This is a genomic window from Nocardia acidivorans NBRC 108247 (assembly GCF_001625085.1).
GTDB lineage: Bacteria > Actinomycetota > Actinomycetes > Mycobacteriales > Mycobacteriaceae > Nocardia > Nocardia acidivorans.
In genome coordinates this window covers 1-19,126 of the sequence record NZ_BDAW01000061.1, presented here as the reverse complement: position 1 = coordinate 19,126, position 19,126 = coordinate 1, and the positions used below count along the sequence as shown (strand labels likewise).

The 19,126-nt window shown below is 70.1% G+C and carries 12 protein-coding genes; 8 read left to right on the top strand and 4 right to left on the bottom strand.

Annotation, left to right across the window (positions count from 1 at the left end; translation table 11 throughout):
• Positions 1–108: 108 nt before the first annotated feature.
• Positions 109–882 (bottom strand): crotonase/enoyl-CoA hydratase family protein, encoded by a 774-nt coding sequence (locus NA10_RS27145; protein WP_067572908.1) that lies wholly within the window; start codon positions 880–882, stop codon positions 109–111.
• A gap of 65 nt (positions 883–947) precedes the next feature.
• Here NA10_RS27145 and NA10_RS27140 point away from each other — a divergent pair, with 65 nt between their 5' ends.
• The 5 genes from NA10_RS27140 to NA10_RS27120 all read left to right on the top strand — a co-directional run bounded on the left by NA10_RS27140 (position 948) and on the right by NA10_RS27120 (position 6,950).
• Positions 948–1,589 (top strand): TetR/AcrR family transcriptional regulator, encoded by a 642-nt coding sequence (locus NA10_RS27140; protein WP_067572954.1) that lies wholly within the window; start codon positions 948–950, stop codon positions 1,587–1,589.
• 10 nt (positions 1,590–1,599) lie between these two features.
• A complete protein-coding gene (locus NA10_RS27135) occupies positions 1,600–3,225 on the top strand; it encodes an acyl-CoA dehydrogenase family protein (protein WP_067572906.1) in 1,626 nt (541 codons plus the stop codon).
• A gap of 415 nt (positions 3,226–3,640) precedes the next feature.
• Complete coding sequence (locus NA10_RS27130) at positions 3,641–5,032, top strand: DUF1731 domain-containing protein (RefSeq protein ID WP_084515289.1); 1,392 nt, start codon at positions 3,641–3,643, stop codon at positions 5,030–5,032.
• Between the two features lie 216 nt (positions 5,033–5,248).
• The gene (locus NA10_RS27125) at positions 5,249–5,602 is read left to right on the top strand and encodes a DoxX family protein (RefSeq protein WP_067572904.1); all 354 of its coding nucleotides are present in this window, start codon (positions 5,249–5,251) and stop codon (positions 5,600–5,602) included.
• A 142-nt stretch (positions 5,603–5,744) separates the two neighbouring features.
• A complete protein-coding gene (locus tag NA10_RS27120) occupies positions 5,745–6,950 on the top strand; it encodes an NAD(P)/FAD-dependent oxidoreductase (protein WP_067572902.1) in 1,206 nt (401 codons plus the stop codon).
• A 22-nt stretch (positions 6,951–6,972) separates the two neighbouring features.
• Here NA10_RS27120 and NA10_RS27115 read toward each other — a convergent pair whose 3' ends face one another.
• Complete coding sequence (locus NA10_RS27115; protein ID WP_169812653.1) at positions 6,973–9,636, bottom strand: helix-turn-helix transcriptional regulator; 2,664 nt, start codon at positions 9,634–9,636, stop codon at positions 6,973–6,975.
• Positions 9,637–9,721: 85 nt separating this feature from the next.
• On the bottom strand, positions 9,722–12,409 hold the full coding sequence (locus tag NA10_RS27110; protein ID WP_067572898.1) for a helix-turn-helix transcriptional regulator: 2,688 nt from the start codon (positions 12,407–12,409) through the stop codon (positions 9,722–9,724).
• Between the two features lie 138 nt (positions 12,410–12,547).
• Between NA10_RS27110 and NA10_RS27105 the strand changes: the two genes are divergently transcribed.
• Positions 12,548–12,793: a hypothetical protein gene (locus tag NA10_RS27105; protein WP_067572896.1), complete on the top strand. Its 246-nt coding sequence runs from the start codon at positions 12,548–12,550 to the stop codon at positions 12,791–12,793.
• Between the two features lie 114 nt (positions 12,794–12,907).
• Positions 12,908–15,586, top strand: a complete 2,679-nt coding sequence (locus NA10_RS27100; protein WP_169812652.1) for a helix-turn-helix transcriptional regulator — start codon at positions 12,908–12,910, stop codon at positions 15,584–15,586.
• Here NA10_RS27100 and pgi read toward each other — a convergent pair whose 3' ends face one another.
• Positions 15,587–17,227 carry a glucose-6-phosphate isomerase gene (gene pgi, locus NA10_RS27095; protein WP_067572892.1) on the bottom strand — a complete coding sequence of 547 codons (1,641 nt, stop codon included), beginning with the start codon at positions 17,225–17,227 and terminating at the stop codon, positions 15,587–15,589. It lies immediately after the preceding gene.
• 133 nt (positions 17,228–17,360) lie between these two features.
• Here pgi and NA10_RS27090 point away from each other — a divergent pair, with 133 nt between their 5' ends.
• Positions 17,361–18,812 (top strand): NAD-dependent succinate-semialdehyde dehydrogenase, encoded by a 1,452-nt coding sequence (locus NA10_RS27090; protein WP_067572890.1) that lies wholly within the window; start codon positions 17,361–17,363, stop codon positions 18,810–18,812.
• The last annotated feature ends 314 nt before the right edge of the window (positions 18,813–19,126 follow it).

Genomic DNA, 19,126 nt, shown 5'->3' with positions numbered 1-19,126 from the left:
GTACCGGGTTCGCCGGTGTCCCGGCGGTCGGCGAGGTCGTGGTGGTGCAGCGGGGTGACGCGGACCCCGGGCCGGCGTCCCGCGCTGAAATTCCGGGAGAGAGGCCGGTCAGCTCGCCTCGCCGTGGCGGCCCGCGCCGGAGGCGAATCGTCGCGCGCCGTCCAGCGCGCCATCGGCGAGGGCCTTCAGGCCGTGGTGCAGTTCATTATTGATGGCGGTGCGTTCGTCCAGGCCGTCCTGTTCCAGCACGGACATGCGGTCCGAGCGCAGGCAGGTCTGTGGCAGCGCGGCCAGTTGGAGTGCGAGTTCCTCTGCGGCGCGGCGGGATTCGCCGCTCGGTACCACCTGGGTGACCAGGCCGATCCGCAGCGCCTCGGCGGCGTCGACGGCGCGGCCGGTGAGAATTAGATCCATGGCCCGCCCGGTGCCGATGATGCGCGGCAGCCGCACGGTGCCGCCGTCGATGAGCGGCACCCCCCAGCGGCGGCAGAAGACGCCGAAAGTGCTGTCCTGCTCCGCGACTCGCAGATCGCACCAGAGCGCGAGTTCGAGTCCGCCCGCCACCGCGTAACCGGAGACGGCCGCGATCACCGGCTTGGACAGGACCATGCGGGTGGGTCCCATCGGCCCGTCGCCGTCCTCGGTGACCTGGTTGGAGCGTTCGGTGCCGAGCCCCTTGAGATCCGCGCCCGCGCAGAAGGTGCCGCCGTCACCCCAGAGCACGGCGACCGCCGCGTCGGGATCGGCGTCGAAGTCGCGGAAGGCGTCGGCCAGGGCGCGAGCGGTGGGTCCGTCGACCGCGTTGCGGGCCTCGGGGCGATGCAGGATCACGGTGGTCACGGGGCCATTGCGTTCGACTCGTACGCTCACGGGCTCGACCATACGCCGTACATACGGGCGGACGACAGGTCTTGCGCGAAGAAATGAATCAGTGGTTCACTTCTTGCGTGGCCTACCGCCGAACCCCCGCCGTACAGGCCCGCCTCGATGCCCAGGCCGGCTCGATCGTGCGGGCCGCCATGAGCGTGCTCTCCCGCGACGGGTACGCCGGACTCTCCATGGCCGCGGTCGCCGCCGAGGCGGGGGTGGCCACCGGCACCGTCTACAAAACCTTCAGCGGCAAGGCCGAATTGGTCACCGCGGTCTTCCGTGAGGTCGTCACCCGCGAGGTGGCGGCCGTGGCCGCCGCCGGCGACTCCGCGCGACTCGGCGACGTTCCGGTCCCGGCCGACACGGCCCCGAAAACCGCTCGCGAGCGGGTCACCGCCGCGGTGGAGACCTTCGCCGGGCGCGCGCTCAAGAATCCGAAACTGGCCTATGTGCTGCTCGCCGAGCCGGTGGACACCGCCGTCGACACCGAGCGGCTGCGCTTCCGGCGGGCCTTCGCGGAGATCTACGAGACCGCGATCGCCGACGGGGTGGCCGGTGGGCAACTGCCGCCGCAGGATCCGCGCACCACCGCCACCGCACTGGTCGGGGCCATCGGCGAGGTGCTGGTCGGCCCGCTCGCCGAACAGTTGGAGAGTGAATCGGTGGTGCCCGAACTCGTCGCCTTCGCGCTGCGCGCGCTCGGCGTGCCTCAGGAATAAGGAGTTCCGCATGCATACCCACGATGTGTTCAATCAGGTCCCGGATATCGTGCCGTTCGACAACTCGCGCAATCCCGCGCTCATCGAGGGGTTGCATCGCGAGGGCGCGGGCTGGGCCGAGGCCGAGGTGCGTGAACTCGGTGCCCTCGCGGGCGGATTCGAGGCGCAGGAGTGGGGACGGCTGGCGAACGCGTATCCGCCGGTACTGCACACCCACGACCGGTTCGGCAATCGGGTGGACGAGGTGGAGTTCCACCCGCACTGGCACGATCTGATGAATGTCGCTGTGACACATGGCCTGCACGGTTCGCCGTGGCAGGACGAGCGCTCGGGTGCGCATGTGGCGCGCGCGGCGAAGTTCTACACCTGGGGCCTGGCCGATGCCGGGCATATGTGCCCGATCTCCATGACCTACGCGGTGGTGCCCGCACTGCGGCACAATCCGGAATTGTCGGCCCGATTCGAGCCGCTGCTCGCCTCGCGGGTCTACGACTACGGGCTGCGCGAGCCCTCGGCCAAGACCGGTCTCATCGCCGGAATGTCGATGACCGAGAAGCAGGGCGGCTCGGACGTCCGCGCCAATACCACCACCGCCACACCGCTTTCCGACGGCACGTACCGGATCGTCGGGCACAAGTGGTTCACCTCCGCGCCCATGTCGGATATGTTCCTGACCCTGGCGCAGGCCCCCGGCGGCCTGTCCTGCTTCCTGCTGCCGCGGGTGCTGCCGGACGGTTCGCGCAATACCCTGCGGCTGCAACGGCTCAAGGACAAATTGGGCAACAAGTCCAACGCCTCCTCGGAGATCGAGTACGAGAACGCCATCGGCTGGCTGGTCGGCGCGGAGGGCGCGGGCGTGAAGACCATTATCGAGATGGTCAATATGACCCGGCTGGACTGTGTGATCGGCTCGGCCACCGGCATGCGCGCGGGCGTAGTCCACGCGGTGCATCACGCAAGGCATCGAAAGGCGTTCGGGGCCAACCTGATCGACCAGCCCGCCATGCGCAATGTGCTGGCCGATCTGATCGTCGAATCCGAGGCCGCGACCACGGTCATGATGCGCCTGGCCGGCGCCACCGATCGCGCCGCCGCCGGTGACGAATCCGAGGCCGCGTTCCGGCGCATGGCCCTGGCCATCACCAAGTACTGGGTGTGCAAGCGCGCGCCCGCGCACGCCGCCGAAGCCCTGGAATGCCTGGGCGGCAACGGTTATGTCGAGGAGTCCGGGCTGCCGCGGCTGTACCGCGAGGCCCCGCTCATGTCGATCTGGGAGGGTTCGGGCAATGTGGCGGCGCTGGACGCGTTGCGCGCCATGGCCCGTCAGCCCGAGACCGTGCAGGCTTACTTCGACGAGGTCGCCCTCGCGCGCGGTGCGAACGCGGCGCTGGACACCGCCATCGACCGAATCGGCAAGGAGCTCACCGATCTCAGCGATATCGAGTACCGCGCCCGGCGCGTGGTGGAGCTGATGGCCCTGGTGCTGCAGGGTTCGCAACTGGTGCGGCACGGCCATCCGGCGGTCGCGGATGCCTTCTGCGCCACCCGGTTCGGCGGTGACTGGGGTATCGCCTTCGGCACCCTGCCGACCGGGGTGGATACCGAGGCCATCCTGGAGCGCGGCTTCGTGGCCTGATCGGATTCGCCGAACCGCACCTGGCGGGTTTTCTGGAACATGTTCTATTCCAAGGATATTGGGGTTCCGCGATGGACCGGCCGATCCTCGCGGCAGCGTCGCCGACCGGTGCGCGAAAGGTGTTCCGCGAATGGGGGCATCCGCCCGATACCGACCGGTGCCCACCCTTCCTAGGGTCGAGAGCGGCCCATCGACCTCCTGAATGGCGGGCGGGCCGCGATCGCGCATGGGCACGGGATCGCGGTCCGTCCGCTCCCGGTACACGCCATGCCCCCGATACGCGCCAAGCCCCGACGCGCGCCATCCCCCGACGCGCGCCATCCCCCGACGCGCGCCATGCCCCGATACGCGCCAAGTCCCCGATGCGACCAAGCCCACGCTTCCCGCCGGACTCCAGCGGTTATAGCGTCGGGGTATGCCTCGTACAACGACGTACAGCCAGTGGATCGCCCTCCCGCCCGAGCGGATCTGGGCCGTACTGGGTGATCCGGCCCGGTGGCCCGAGTGGAATCCGGCCGTCACCTCGGTGATCCTGCATGCCGCGCCGGGCATCGGCACGACCGGTGACTATCTGCCGCGCGGGCGTGCGAACGAGGCGGTGCACGGGCGTTTCGCGAAACCGTTCACCATCGCCACCTTCGTCCCCGACCGCGAGATCGGCCTGGAACAGCCCGAACCCGCGGGCACCATGCGTATTCGGTGGACACTCACCCCGCGGGACGGCGGCACCGAGGTATCGCAGCACCTCACCTTCGGCGGCGCCTCGGCCGCCGTCGCGCGCAAGATGGTCGGCGCGCTGCTGCAGACCGACGCGCACACCTGTTTCGCGCGCCTGGCCCGCCTGGCCGGACTGCGGCCCACCGCGGACGCTCTCACCGTCGTGATCGCCGGCGGCACCGGTGCGCTCGGGCGCACGCTCGCCGCGGACCTCACCTGCCGCGGGCAGCGGGTGCGCATTCTCACCCGGCGCGCGGTGGCCGAACTGCCCTACGCCCAATTCGAATGGGACGGCCGCACGAGCGGCGAATGGGTTACCGCACTGCGCAATCCGGGGCCGACCGCGGTGATCAATCTGGCGGGCAAACTCGTCGACTGCCGCCCCACCGCCCGCAATATCGCCGAATTGCGCAGCAGCCGAGTCGATTCCACCCGTGCGCTGGTGGAGGCGTCCAAGACCCTGGACCGGCCGATCGAGTACTGGGTACAGGCCGGCACCACCGCCATCTGGGCCGACGCGGGTGAGATCCGCTGCACCGAGGGCACCGCCCTGCCCGATCCCGGACTGCCGCAGATGACCGGGGTCGCCCGGCCCTGGGAGGAGGCGTTCGAAGGGGCCAATGCCGTGCACCGGATCGTCCTGCGCACCTCCATCGTGCTCGATCCGGACGCGCCCGCGATGAAACGCCTGGTGGCGCTGACCAAGGCGGGGCTCGGCGGTAGCGTCGGCCCGGGCACGCAGTGGTTCAGCTGGATTCACCGGGACGACTGGCTGGCCATCGTGCGCGCGGCGCTCGGGCTGGATCCGACGGTGACGCTGCCGAACGGAATCCTGGTGGCGGCGACCGACTTCCCGGTTCGCAATAGCGAGCTCATGACCGCGCTGCGCCGTCACCTGCGCCGCCCCTGGTCGCCGCCGACCCCGGCCGTGGCGCTCACCCTCGGCGCGGTGCTGCTGCGCACCGATCCCGCGCTCGGCCTGACCGGACGGCATGCGACCTCGGAGGTGCTGCGGCACAGCGGATTCCGCTTCCGCTATCCGACCCTGGACGAGGCCCTGGGCAATCTGCTGCCCGCGCGCACCGGGTAGGTCCGCGCCCAATACCAGAACGCCCCCGAGACGTCCGAGACGTCCGGGGGCGTTCCGGTTTCGGGGAAGGCGGCCGGAATCCCAGGCACCCGAGCGGGATTCGACCGCTGCCGCCTCCATAACTATCGGTTATGGCGACAGGTATTGGAGGGTTTCGACGGGATTCGCCAGGCTTGCGATCAAGCCGGAATCAACCGCCGAGACAGGGAATCCGAAATGTTCGTCGTCTATATCGTCGTCACGCTCATCACCATCGTGGCCAATGCCGCCGAGGCCGTACTCAATTTCCGGCGGGCGCAGAGCGTCATCGAGAATATGACCGAGGTGCGGATCCCGGTCCGAATGCTGCCCTACCTGGGCGCACTCAAGGGCGCGGGCGCGCTCGGGCTCACCGCCGGACTGTTCGGCCCGCGCCCGCTCGGGGTCGCCGCGGCGGCCGGGCTCACCCTGTTCTTCGTCTGCGCCGTGGCGGTGCACCTGCGCACCCGGGTGCTGCACAATATCGCCTTCCCGGTGCTGTTCCTCGCCTTCGCCGCCGCCTCGCTCGCGCTGGGCCTCACCCGGTTGTAGCCCCGGCCGGAATCGGGACTGACCTGCCGGATTAGGGCGGATACCCGATACCCCCGGGCGCTCCCGGGCCCTAGCGTACGAAGCTGAGCCGCAGTCGGCGAGAAGGAGAGCCCGCCCTTACCGCTATGAGAGGGAGCCGATCATGAGCATCAATCACCACATCCTCGTGCTGGGCGGCGGATACGCGGGCGTGCTGAGCTCGGTGCGGCTGGCCCGCAGGATGCGCGCCCGGCGGGACGTCCACGTCACGCTGATCAACCCCTCACCCCGCTTCACCGAACGGCTGCGACTGCATCAGCTCGCCGCCGGACAGCGGATCGGCGACTTCCGCATCGAGGAACTGCTCGCGGGCACCGGGGTCGAATTCATCTGCGGTACAGCGACGGTCATCGATGTGGAGACCCGGCAGGTGGCCGTGGAGACGCTCGGACGGCGGCGGGTGCTGAACTATGACACCCTGGTCTACGCCCTGGGCAGCGTCACCGATACCGGCGTCGTACCGGGAGCCGAGGCGCACGCGTACACCCTCGATTCGGTCCAGCAGGCCGCGCGCGTGGCCCAGCGGCTCACCGAACTGGCCGCCGCCGGCGGTCCGGTCACCGTCTGCGGCGGCGGGCTCACCGGGGTCGAGACCGCCACCGAGATCGCGGAAGCCTATCCGGGACTGCGGGTCTCACTGATCAGCCGGGACGAGCCCGGCGCCACGATGGGGACCGAGGCGCGCGCCCACCTGCGCGCGGCCTTCGACCGGCTGGGCGTCACGGTGCGGGTCGGCACGGTGTCCAAGGTGCTTCCCGACGCCGTGGAAGTGGACGGCACCGAACTGCTGGCCTCCGCCATCACCCTCTGGACCACCGGCATGCGGGTACCGACGCTGGCCGCCGAGGCCGGAATCGGCACGGACGCACGGGGACTCGTCCTGACCGATCCGAGTCTGCGGTCGCGCACCCATCCGGACATCTACGCCGCGGGCGATGCCGCGGCCATCCGCCAGCGCTGGGGCCGCCCGCACGGCACCTGCCAGAGTGCGATTCCCGCCGGAGCGCACGTGGCGGATTCGATCGCCCGGCAGCTGAACGGGGCGGAGCCCAAGCCTTTTCGCTTCGGCTACCACCACCGGTCGATCAGCCTCGGCCGCCACGATGGCATCGTCCAATTCGTGCGCGCGGACGACACCCCGAAGCGCGGGGTGCGCACCGGCGCCGCGGCCGCGCGCTACCGGGAGCGGGTCGGCGCGCGCCCGCTGAAACTCGTGGTCGGCACCCGGGAAATCTTCGGGCTGCTCCGGCGCACCGGTATGTCCAGGGGCGGCCTCGCCACCCGCAAGCCCTACACCGGTCATGCGTAGGGCATGTTCCCGGCTCGGTTCCTCACTCCAACTCCAGCCGGGCCAGCTCCACCCGGCTCGACACCCCGAGTTTGCGGAAGCTGCGGGACAGGTGGTGCCCAACGGTTTTCGGCGACAGGAACAGGCTCGCGCCGATCTCCTTATTGGTCGCACCGGTGGCGGCCAGCCGCGCCACCTGCAATTCCTGCGGGGTGAGGTCGGCGGCCGGACCGCGCGAACCCTCCGGAATCGCACCCGCGCCCGAGGCCCGCAACTCCTCGCGCGCCCGCTGCGACCAGGGCCGCGCGCCCAAACGCTCGAAAATATCCAGCGCCTCCCGCAATTCGGTGCGCGCGTCCCCGGTACGGCGCTCACGACGCAACCATTCGCCGTACAGCAGACCCGTGCGGGCGCGATCGAACCAGCGCGTCTGCTCGCCGTGCAGATCCAGTGCGCGAATGAGGAATTCGGGATCACCGCGCACCAGTCCGAGACAGCGCGACCACAGGGCCTGCGCCCAGGGCGCCCGCAGTGCCGCCGACCAGATGCGCAGGTGCTCGAGCGAATCCGCCGCCCGCTCCGGCTGATTCACGCGCACGGCGCATTCCACCCGATCGGCGTGCACCGTGAGCCACTGCGCATTCCGGGCCGTGGGGATGGTGAGCAGCTCGTCCATCCGGTCCAGGGCGGCGGCGTAGCGACCCGCCCCCATATCCGAAAGCGTGAGCGCCCACTCGAATTGGGCCCGATGGATGGAGGTCAGATCGGGGTGGGCGAAGGCCGCGTCGGCCAGTTCGCGGCTGCGCTGCTCCTCCCCCCGGACGGCGGCCAGCACCGCGAGATTGCTGTCGGCGTGGAAGATTCGGATGGGCTGATCGGTATTCTCGGCGATCCGCCTGCCCTCGGTCGCGAGCAGCTCCGCGTCCCGGAAACGACCCGCCAGGAACTCCACCGAACTCAACCACAGTTCGACCGGGGCCAGCCAGCCCAATCTGCCCTGGATGCGGCAGGTTTCGCTGAGGTCCGCCAGAATCTCGCGCGCCACCGCCACGTCGCCGATCACGATGGCCTGGGTGGCCAGCACGAAACGCACCGCCGGTTCGTGATGCCGAATCTGCTCCGGCACACTGAGATTGCCGCGCAGCAGGGTGATTCCCGCCGAGGGATCGGGTTCGATCAAACCCAGCGTGCCCTCGTACGCGCCCAGGAATCTGTCCCGATCCGGGCTGGCGGGCAGTTCGGTGAGCATGGCCCGGGACTCCCGCATGCCCGGCATATCGCCGACGGTCCAGGCCACCCGGCCCGCGTCCAGCAGCATCTCCCCGGCTCGCTTCGGATCGGCGAGCGCGGTCTCGGCCGCACCCTCCTGCAGCAGGCGCTGAGCGGTGGCGGGGGAGCCGTGCTCGAACTCGATATGGGCGAGCACGCTGGCCAGCCGGGCCCGGTGCACCGCATCGGAGGTGAGTTCGCGGGCCTGTGCGGCCAGGCGCCGCGCCCGCGCGAATTGGCCCGCGTCCGCGGCGGTCTCGACGGCGGCCACCAAGCGGCGCGCGCGATCGGCGGGGTCGGGGGTGAGCTGCGCCGAACGCTCCCAGGCGGTCGCCGCGGCCCCGTGCCCGGTGCGCACGCAGGCCCGTTCGGCCGCGGCCTCCAACGCGGCGGCGGCCGTCTCGTCCGTGCCGACGGTGGCCGCGGCCAGATGCCAGGCGTAGCGATCCGGATCGGCGACCAAGGCCCGTGCCAGCGCGGTGTGCACCGCGATGCGCTGGGCATCGGTGGCGCAGCGATAGGCGGCCGCGCGCAGCAGCGGATGCCGGAACGCCACCGACTGGCCGATCACCGAGACCATGGTGCTGCGCTCGGCCTCGGCGAGCGGCTCCGCACCGATCCCCAGGTCGTCGAGCACCCGCAGCACCACACCCAGATCCTCATCGGCCTCGGCGGCCGCCACCAGCAGCGCCAGCCGCGCCGCCGCCGAGAGGTGTTCGATATGCCCCTCGTACCCGGACAGCAGTCGATCCGACAGCGCCAAGGGACCCACCGGCAGCGAATCCAGGTTCATCCCGGGCAATTCCAGCAGGGCCAGTGGATTACCCGCCGACTCCGCAATCACCCGATCCCGAATCTCCATGGGCAACTGCGGCATTCGATCGGCCAGCAGCGCCAGGGCCGCCTCGGCGTCCAGCGGCGCGGGCACCAGCTGCGGCAGACCCGGCGCGGCGAAATCCGGGCGACCCGCGAAAAGCATGGCCACACCCTCGTTCTCGAGGCGGCGGGCGGTGAACAGCAATGCGTCGATGGAGGGTTGATCCACCCATTGCGCATCATCCACCAGCACCAGTACAGGACCCTGCGCCGACAATTCCGCCAGCAGCGACAGCGTGGCCAGTCCGACCAGGAATCGCTCCGGATGCGCCGCGGGCGCCAACCCGAGCGCTCCGCCCAGGGCCAGACACTGCGGCTCGGGCAGCAGATCGCGCAGCGCCAGCGCGGGCGTCAGCAGTTGCCGCAGACCCGAGAAGGCCAATTCGGCCTCGGTCTCCACACCCGTATAGCGCAGAATCCGCCACTGCGGCCCCACCAGCTCCGCCGCCCGCGCCAGCAGCGCCGACTTTCCCTCCCCGGGCCCGGCGACCACCGCCAGCACCCCGCTTCGCCCCCGCCCGGCCTCGGCCAGTACCGCTCCGACCCGCTGTTCTTCCCTCATCCGGCCGTACAGCATCCTCAAAACCTATCGGCCGCAACGATCCGCACCCCGGCGAGCCCCCGGTTACCGGTGCGCGGCCGGCGGATCAGCCGAGCGGAAAGCGGGCCAATTCCACCCGGCTGCGCACCCCGAGTTTGGGGAAGGCCCGGTAGAGATGATGGCCGACGGTTTTGGGACTGAGGCACAGCTGTGCGCCGATCTCGTTATTAGTCGCACCCTGGGCTGCCAGCCGGACCACCTGGAGTTCCTGGGGGGTGAGCAGCCGCACCGGATCGCCCGCGGCCGGGACGTCGCGGTCCGGCCGCAGCGGATCACCGGCGGCCCGGCATTCGGCGTGCGCGCGAGCCGCCCAGGGGTGCGCGCCCAGGGCTTCGAAGGTGCTCGCGGCGCGGGTCAGCTGGGTCCTCGCATCGAGCAGGCGGCGTTCACGGCGCAGCCACTCGCCGTAGAGCAGTGCGGTGCGGGCGTGGTCGAAGGGACGATCGGCGTCATCGTGCGCGATCAATGCCCGCTCGAAAAGGGCCGGGTCACCGGTGATCTGGGCATCGCAGCGCAGCAGCAGCCCGGTGGTCCAGGGCGTGTCGGCGGCCTCGGCATAGCGGCGCAGGAGCTGCAGGGGAACCGTGGCGCGGCCCGGATCGCGCCACCGCAGCGCCGCCTCGACCCGGTCCGCGAGCAGATGCGGCCACTGACCGAGCGGACGGATCGGACCGGTCGTGAGCGCCTCACCGCGATGCACCGCCGCCTCGTACCGGCCCTGCGCGAGATCCGAGAGCAACAGCGCCCATTCGCGATGCGCGAAATCGATGGTGTTCTCCGCGCGCCCCGGACCGGCCGTCTGAACATCGGCGAGCGCGCGGCAGCGCTCCTGATCACCGCGCACCGCCGCGAGCACCGCCAGGATCGACTCCGCCTGCGATACCCGATTGGGCTGACCGGAGCCTTCGGCGATGCGGGCGGCCTCGGTGCAGATCGACTCCGCCTCCTCGAACCGGCCCAGCAGCATGCGCAGGGTGCCGAGCGAGGCCAGGACGGCGGGCAGGCGGCCGACCATGCCCAGATCGGTGTAGTCGGCGGCGACCCCCGTCAGCAGTTCGTGCGCCTGCTCGGTATCCGCCGTCAGCGAGCAGAGCAGGCCCAGCAGGAATCGCGTGGCCGGATCCGGGGTGTCCCGGGTCGCCGCCACGCCCGCCCGAATCAGTTCGATGCCCGGCCGCAACTCCATGGCGTACAACAGGTTCGGGCCCCGCACCGCGGCCAGCAGCGGCTGCCACGAATCACTCAGCGCCAGTGCGGACATGCGCTGCTGCGCCACCTGCGCGCCCGGTAGATCGCCGGCGGTCCAGGCCGCGCGGGCGGCATCCAGCAGCGCCCGTGCCGCGCCTTCCGGTTCGGTCGCGGCGAGTTCGGCTGCCACCCCCAGCCAGCGCGTGTACGCCACCCCGAGCGCCCCGCTCTCGAAGGCGATATGCGCCCGCAGATCTCGCAATCGCGCCCGCTCGAGGGCCTCGGCGACCGTGGGATCGATCCGCTCGGCGAGGGTGAGCGCCTGCTCCGGCCGTCCGGCGTCGACCAATGCGCTCACCGCCTGAATCATGCGCCGGGCCTTTGTGATTCGATCCGGCGACAACTGCGCCGCGCGTTCGTAGGCGGTCGCGGCGGCGCCGTGCGCGGCCCGCCACAGCGCGCGCTCGGCCGCGGCCTCCAGTGCGGCCGCGACACTCTCGTCCGGGACGGGGGTGGCGAAGGCCAGATGCCAGGCCCGCCGATCCGGATCATCCACCAGCGCAGCGGCGATCGCCGCGTGCGCCGCCAATCGCTGGGTGAACGGGGCGAATTCGTAGGCCGCGGCCCGCTTGAGCGGATGCCGGAACAGCACCCGATCGGTGACGGTGATCATGCACGACTCCACCGCGGCCGCCAATGCCCGTTCATCCCAGCCCAGCCGCGCCAGCGCCGCGCGGATCAACTCCGGCGATCCGGTCTCCTCCGCCGCGCTGACCAGCAGCGCAACCCGCGCCGACTCCGGCTGCGCCGCAATGTGTTTGCGATATCCGCTGATCAACCGGTCGGGCAGCGGCAGCGGGCCCACCGGCCGCGAATCCACGCCCATCCGGGGCAGTTCGACCACGGCCAGGGGGTTGCCGTCCGCCTCGGCCAGCACCCGATCGCGCACCTCGAGGGTCAGCTCCGGGAACCGGTCGTACAGCAGCGCACGGGAATTCGCGGGATCGAGCGGTGCCAGCGGGATCGACGGCACGGCCACGGTGTCGAAGGGCGGGCGCGCGGCGAACAACAGCACCGCGCCCTCGGTCTCGATCCGGTGCGCGGCGAACAGCAGTGCGTCCACCGTCTGGGTGTCCAGCCACTGCGCGTCATCGATCAGGCACAGCACCGGACCCGCGGCCGACAACTCGGCCAGTAGCGCGACGGTCGCCATACCGACCGCGAACCGATCGGCCGCGGGCTCCGCGCTCATCCCGAAGGCGCGGCGCAGCGCGTTGCGCGGCGCATCCGCCAGCGCGTCCAGCCGATCCAGCACCGGCTGCAACAGCATCTGCAATCCGGCGAACGGCAATTCCGATTCGGTCTCCACCCCCGCGCAGCGCAGCACCCGGCAATCGGAGCCCGCCTGTTCGGCGGTGTGATCCAGCAGCGCCGACTTGCCCGCACCCGGTTCGCCGAGCAGCACCAGCGCGGCACCGCGCGCCGCTCGGGCCCCGTCCAGCAGCGCCCCGATTCGCAGCGATTCCTCCGACCGGCCGTAGAACATGCCTCCCAACGTAATTCGGATCGGGTCACCCGCACCCGGGGAATGTCTGCTCCCTCACACTCGGAGACCCGCGGCGACCGTGAGATCCTCGACACGCGACAGGCTCGGATGTCGAAGCGGGACAGCGGGAGAAGACCCATGATCGGATGGTGGCGGCGCGAACACGACAGCGGCGAATTCGGGCTGCTGGTCCGCGCCGCCACCGTGCCGGACCTACGGGCCGCCCGCACCGTGCGCCAACTCCTGTACGCCTACGGCGTCCGGGCCACCACCGGTCGGTCGCGCCCTCCCCGATATCGCGCCACCCGCGACCGACTGCACATCCTGGTCTTCCCCGAGGACGCGGTGCGCGCCTACGACGTGCTGCGGCGGCATACGCGATGACCCACCGCCCGACCGCTCCGGGTGCTCCCCTCGATCGGCGTCGTTGACGGTTATGTCCGATTTCCGCGCGTATCGGGTTTGCCGATTCGTCGCGCGATGCATAGGTTGTCGCATGTGCTGTACGGTCGCGTTTCCGAAGTGCAGCAGATCGGAACTCTGCTCCGCGCAGCGCGCCATGGTCGCAGCGGCGCACTGGCCCTCACCGCCGAGGCGGGCGAGGGGAAATCCGCACTGCTGCAATACGCCGCGGCGCAGGCCGCCGACTGGCGGATACTTCGCTGCTCCGGCGTCGAGAGCGAATCCGAATTGCCCTTCGCCGGACTGCATCTGCTGCTCGGCAGCGCCCTGGACCGCCTCGATACGCTGCCCGAACCGCAGCGCCGGGCGCTCGGCGGCGCCCTCGGACTCTGCCCCGCGGACGGGGCCGACCGCTTCCTCATCGGCGTCGCCACCCTGACCCTGCTCGCCGAGCTGTCCGCCGACGGACCGGTGCTGTGCCTCATCGACGATGCGCACTGGCTGGACCGGCCCTCCGCCGATGTGCTGCGCTTCGCCGCCCGGCGGCTCGGCGCGGAGGGCATCGTCATGCTTTTCGCCGGGCGCAAGGGCTTCGATCCCGGCGGGCTGTCCGAACTGCGACTCGGACCGCTGGACGCCTCCGCCGCCGTCGCCCTGCTCACCGCCTCCAGCCCCGGCCTGAGCCCGGACCAGCGCGACCGGGTGCTGAACGAAGCCGCCGGAAACCCGCTCGCGCTGATGGAATTCCCGAATATGCGCCGGGACACCTCACCGGCCGCCCCGCTGCCGCTACCGCTGCGGTTGCAGGGCGGCTACGAACGTCAGATCGCCGCGCAGACCCCGCATACGCGCACCGCGCTGCTCGTCGTCGCGGCCGAGGAGACCGGTGATCTCAGCGTGGTGCTGCGCGCGCTGGAGTTGCTCGGCTACACCGCGACCGCACTGGACGAGGCCGAACTCTCCGGCATGGTGGCCGTCACCGGACAGACCGTGACCTTCCGGCATCCGCTGCAACGCTCGGCCGCCTACCACGGCGCCTCCTTCACCCAGCGGCTCGCGGTACACGCCGCCATCGCCGAGGTGCTCGCCGACGATCCGAGCCGCAGCGCCTGGCATCTGGCCGCCGCCAGCACCGGACCCGACGAAACCGTCGCCGCCGCACTGGAATCCGCCGCCGAACGGGCCCGCGAACGCACCGGGCACGCCTCCGCCGCCATCGCGCTCGAGCGCGCCGCCACCCTCACCCCCGACCCGGGCAACCGTGCCCGGCGACTGGTGCTGGCGGTCGAGACCGCGGCCCAAGCCGGGCATACCGAACGCGCGCGCCGCCTCGCCGACGCCGCCGAACTGCTCCCGCTCGGACCCTGCGAACACGCGCGCATCGGCGGCACCCGCGGACTGCTCGAATTCGAGCACGGATCACTGCGCAAGGCACAGCAGCTCATGCTGGACGCCGCCGCGCAGGTCGCCGAGATCGAACCCGAGCGGGCCGCCTGGCTCTTCGTCGAGGCCGGCCGAATCGCCTGGACCTCGGGCGATATCGCCGCGGTGCAGGCCACCAACGATCGACTCTCCGAACTGCCGCGCGATATCGCCGGACCGCTGCAGGCCGCGCTGCGCGGGGGACTGGCGCTGCTGGAGGGCGAACTGGCCGAAGGCATCGCGGTGATCCGCGCCAATGTCACCTTCAGCGTGAACGTGCCACTCGAAATGATCTCCGTGCGATTGGCTTTCGCGTTGCAGGCGGCGCTCATCGGCGATATGCCCATCGCGCGTGAGCATTTGGCCGAACTCGCCGATATGGCGCGCGACCGCGGCATGATCGGCTGGTTTCCGGCCATCGGAAGCACGCTGGCCACCGCCGAATTCATTCTCGGGCACATGCGCGAGGCCGAACTCATGGCCGTCGCCACCGTCCGCATCGCCGCCGATATCGGACAGCCGTCCCGGGTGGCCGGAGCCGAGGCGGTGCTCGCGCTCATCGCCGCCGTGCAGGGCAACGAGCCGCGCTGTCGCGAACTCGCCGAACGCAATCTGCGCAACGCGCCGGGCGATCACAATGCCATCGACGTCACGCACTGCGAATGGGCGCTGGCCCTGCTGGATCTGGGAACCGGCCGCTACGAACAGGCTTTCGCCCGCCTCGACGCGCTGCACCGGGCGCCCCCACAGGCCCGCGGACACTGGCTCGATCTGCTCTCGGATCTCATCGAGGCCGCGGCGCGACTGCGCCAGCCCGAACGCGCCGAGGCCGCCATGGCCGAGATCGAAACCTGGGCAGCGGCTTTGGACGCACCCTGGGCCGAAGGCATCATGCTCAGCTGTAAGGGCATGCTGCGCGGCGACGGCGATATGCTCGCGCGGGCGCTCGAACTGCATCTCATCGCCGACCGCCGCTACGATCACGCGCGCACCGCGCTCGTCTACGGCGAATGGCTGCGCCGCGAACGCCGGATGAACGAGGCCCGCGTACACCTGCGCCAGGCCCTGGAGACCTTCGACCGCATCGGCGCGACGCCCTGGGCCGAACACGCCCGCATCGAATTGCGCGCCGCCGGAGAGGGTTCGGTGCCCGAACCCGAGAACGACGTCGCGGCGCTGCTCACCCCGCAGGAGCTACAGGTGGTCCGGCTGGCCGCGGGCGGGGCCACCAACAAGGAGATCGCCGCCCAGCTCTTCCTCAGCCCCAAGACCGTCGGCCATCACCTCTACCGCGCCTTCCCGAAGCTGGGCGTCAGCAACCGGGTGGAGCTGGCCCGCCTGCGCATCGGCTGATCAGGCGCGGCGTTCCCGATACCAGCGGATCAATTCGTCGGTGGACGAATCATCCTGCGGCTCGGGCTCTTCGGCCGAGGTGAGCAGCGGCTCCAGCGCCAGCGCCTGCACCTTGCCCAGCTCCACACCCCACTGGTCGAAGCTGTCGATACCCCAGATCGCGCCCTCGACGAACACCTGATGTTCGTACAGCGCGATCAGCTGCCCGAGCACCGACGGCGTCAAGCGCGGCGCCAGAATCGCGGTGGAGGGCCGATTGCCCGGCATCACCTTGTGCGGCACCAGCTTCGGATCGGTGCCCTCGGCCGCGATCTCCTGCGCGGTCTTGCCGAAGGCCAGCACCTTGGTCTGCGCGAACAGATTGCTCATCAGGATGTCGTGCATGCTGCCCGACCCGTCCAGCGTCGGCAGATCGTCTGTGGGACGGGCGAATCCGATGAAATCGGCCGGTACCAGCCGCGTACCCTGGTGCAGCAGTTGATAGAACGCGTGCTGGCCATTGGTTCCCGGCTCGCCCCAGAAGATCTCACCCGTCGAGGTGGTCACCGGGGTGCCGTCCGAGCGCACCGATTTGCCGTTGGACTCCATGGTCAACTGCTGCAGATACGCCGGAAACCGCGCCAGATCATTGGAATACGGCAGCACCGCCCGCGACTGCGCGCCGAAGAAGTTCGAGTACCAGACGCCCAGCAGCCCGAGCAGTACCGGCGCGTTCCGCGCCAAGGGCGCGGTCCGGAAGTGCTCGTCCACCCGGTGCATACCGTCCAGGAATTCGGCGAACCGCTCCTTGCCGATCACCGTCATGACCGACAGGCCGATGGCCGAATCCACCGAGTACCGGCCGCCCACCCAATCCCAGAAGCCGAACATATTCGCGGTGTCGATACCGAAATCCGCGACCCGTCGCGCGTGAGTGGAGACCGCGACGAAATGTTTGGCCACCGCCTCCTCGCCGAGCGCCGCGACCAGCCAGCGCCGCGCGGCCGTGGCATTGGTGAGCGTCTCCAGCGTGGAGAAGGTCTTGGACGCCACGATGAACAGCGTGGTGGCCGGATCGAGCCCGGCCAGCTTCGAAACCAGGTCCGCCGGATCGACATTCGAGACGAAACGCGCCGAGATGCCCGCATCGGCGTAGTGCCGCAGCGCCAGGTACACCATGGCCGGACCCAGATCCGACCCACCGATACCGATATTCACCACCGTGCTGATGCGCTCACCGGTGGCACCGCGCCACGCGCCCGAACGCACCGCATCGGTGAATTCGCCCATCCGGTCGAGCACCTCGTGCACCTGCGCGCCCGCGTCCGTGCCGTCCACCATGACGACCTCCCCGGCCGGAACCCGCAGCGCCACATGCTCGACCGCGCGATCCTCGGAGGTGTTGATGTGCTCGCCCGCGAACATGGCGTCCCGATACCGCTGTACGCCAGCGGTATCGGCCAACTCGATCAACAGATCCACCGTCTCGCGGGTGATGCGATGCTTGGAATAGTCGATGTGCAGGTCGGCGACCTCGACGGTCAACTCACGCCCGCGCTGGGGATCCTCCGCGAAGAATTCACGCAGGTGGCGCCCGGCGATGGACGCATGATGGTCGTGCAGTTTCCGCCAGGCCGCCGATGCGGTGATGTCGCTGCTCACGTTCGCCGAGGTTACAACCAGCGCCTCCTACGCGCAGGTAACCCCGGGTATCTCGAGGCAGAACGCGCAGGAAGACGGCCTGAACCGAGCGAAGCACAGGGTGGGCGAAAGGGACAGAGCCTAGGCTCGGGTCATGGTGTCAGAACGCGAACTACTCGATTCCATACCTACGCGACTGTGGATCGGCGGACCCGTCGATGCCACCGGGGGCGGGACCTTCCCGGTGCGCAATCCGGCCACGGGGGAGACCCTGGTCGAAATCGCCGACGCCACTCCGGAAGACGCGGTGCGCGCCCTCGACGCGGCCGTCGCCGTCCAGGCCGACTGGGCCGCCACCCCCGCCCGCGAACGCGGTGAGATCCTGCGCGCGGTCTTCGAGGCCATCACCGCCCGCGCCGAGGAGTTCGCCCTCCTCATGACCCTGGAAATGGGTAAAGCGCTGCCCGAGAGCCGCAATGAGGTCCGCTACGGCGCGGAGTTCTTCCGCTGGTTCAGCGAGGAGGCCACCCGTATCCACGGCCGGTATCAGGCCGCCCCCGCGGGCACCGGTCGCATTCTGGTTACCAAACAACCGGTCGGTCCGTGCCTGGCCATCACGCCGTGGAACTTCCCGCTCGCCATGGGCACCCGCAAGATCGGGCCCGCCCTGGCCGCCGGCTGCACAATGATCGTCAAGCCCGCGAGTGAGACCCCGCTCACCATGCTGCTGCTGGCCCAGCTCTGCCGCGACGCCGGACTCCCCGACGGGGTGCTGTCGGTGATCACGACATCGCATTCCGGTGCCGTCACCGCCCCGCTGCTGAATGATCCGCGATTGCGCAAGCTCACCTTCACCGGATCCACTCCGGTCGGTAAGAAGCTCGTGGAGAGCTCCGCGCACGGATTGCTGCGCACGTCGATGGAGCTCGGCGGCAACGCGCCCTTCGTGGTATTCGACGATGCCGATATCGATGCCGCCGTCCAGGGCGCGGTACTGGCCAAGCTCCGCAACGGCGGTGAGGCGTGCACGGCCGCCAATCGCTTCCACGTACAGAACTCGGTGCGCGCGGAGTTCACCCGAAAACTGGTCGCCGCCATGGCCGAATACAAGCTCGGCCCCGGCACCGAACCGGAGACCACCCTCGGCCCGCTGGTCAACGAGGATCAGCTGAACACCGTCACCGAACTGGTCGAGGACGCCGTATCCGCCGGTGCGCGAGTCGAATTGGGCGGTAAGGCACCCGGCGGCCCCGGCTGGTTCTACCCGGCCACCGTGCTCACCGACCTCCCGCCGCAGGCCCGCATCCTGCGCGAGGAGGTCTTCGGCCCGGTCGCGCCCATCATCGGCTTCGATACCGAGGAACAGGGCCTGGCCGCCGCCAACGACACCGAATTCGGGCTGGTCGCATACGTTTACACGCAGAGCCTGGATCGCGCGCTGCGCATTGCCGAGGGCCTGGAGACCGGCATGGTCGGGGTCAATCGCGGCGTCATCTCCGATCCGGCCGCACCCTTCGGCGGGGTCAAGGAGTCCGGCTTCGGTCGCGAGGGCGGTTTCGAGGGCATCGAGGAGTACCTCAACACCAAGTACATCGCCCTGCCCTGATTGCCCCGCGCCGAACGTCCCGATCCGGAAATGAAGAACCGCCCCGGGGTAAGACACCCGGGGCGGCCTCTGGAAAGCGCTACTCGCTCGCACGAGTGTCGCGTGGTCTGCGGTGCCTACGCGGCACACCGCACGTTGTATCGCCCCAACCAGTCCCGCGCGTTAACACCCGGAGACAAACCCGCCAACAACCCCCACCCAAAGTGGCACCCCTCCCACTAAGCCCCACCCAAAGTCGCGCCCCCCGGTAAGCCTCCAAAGTTGTGCCCTCACCGCCTCACTGACGCCGAGTGCGCCCCCGGTTACGTCACCCC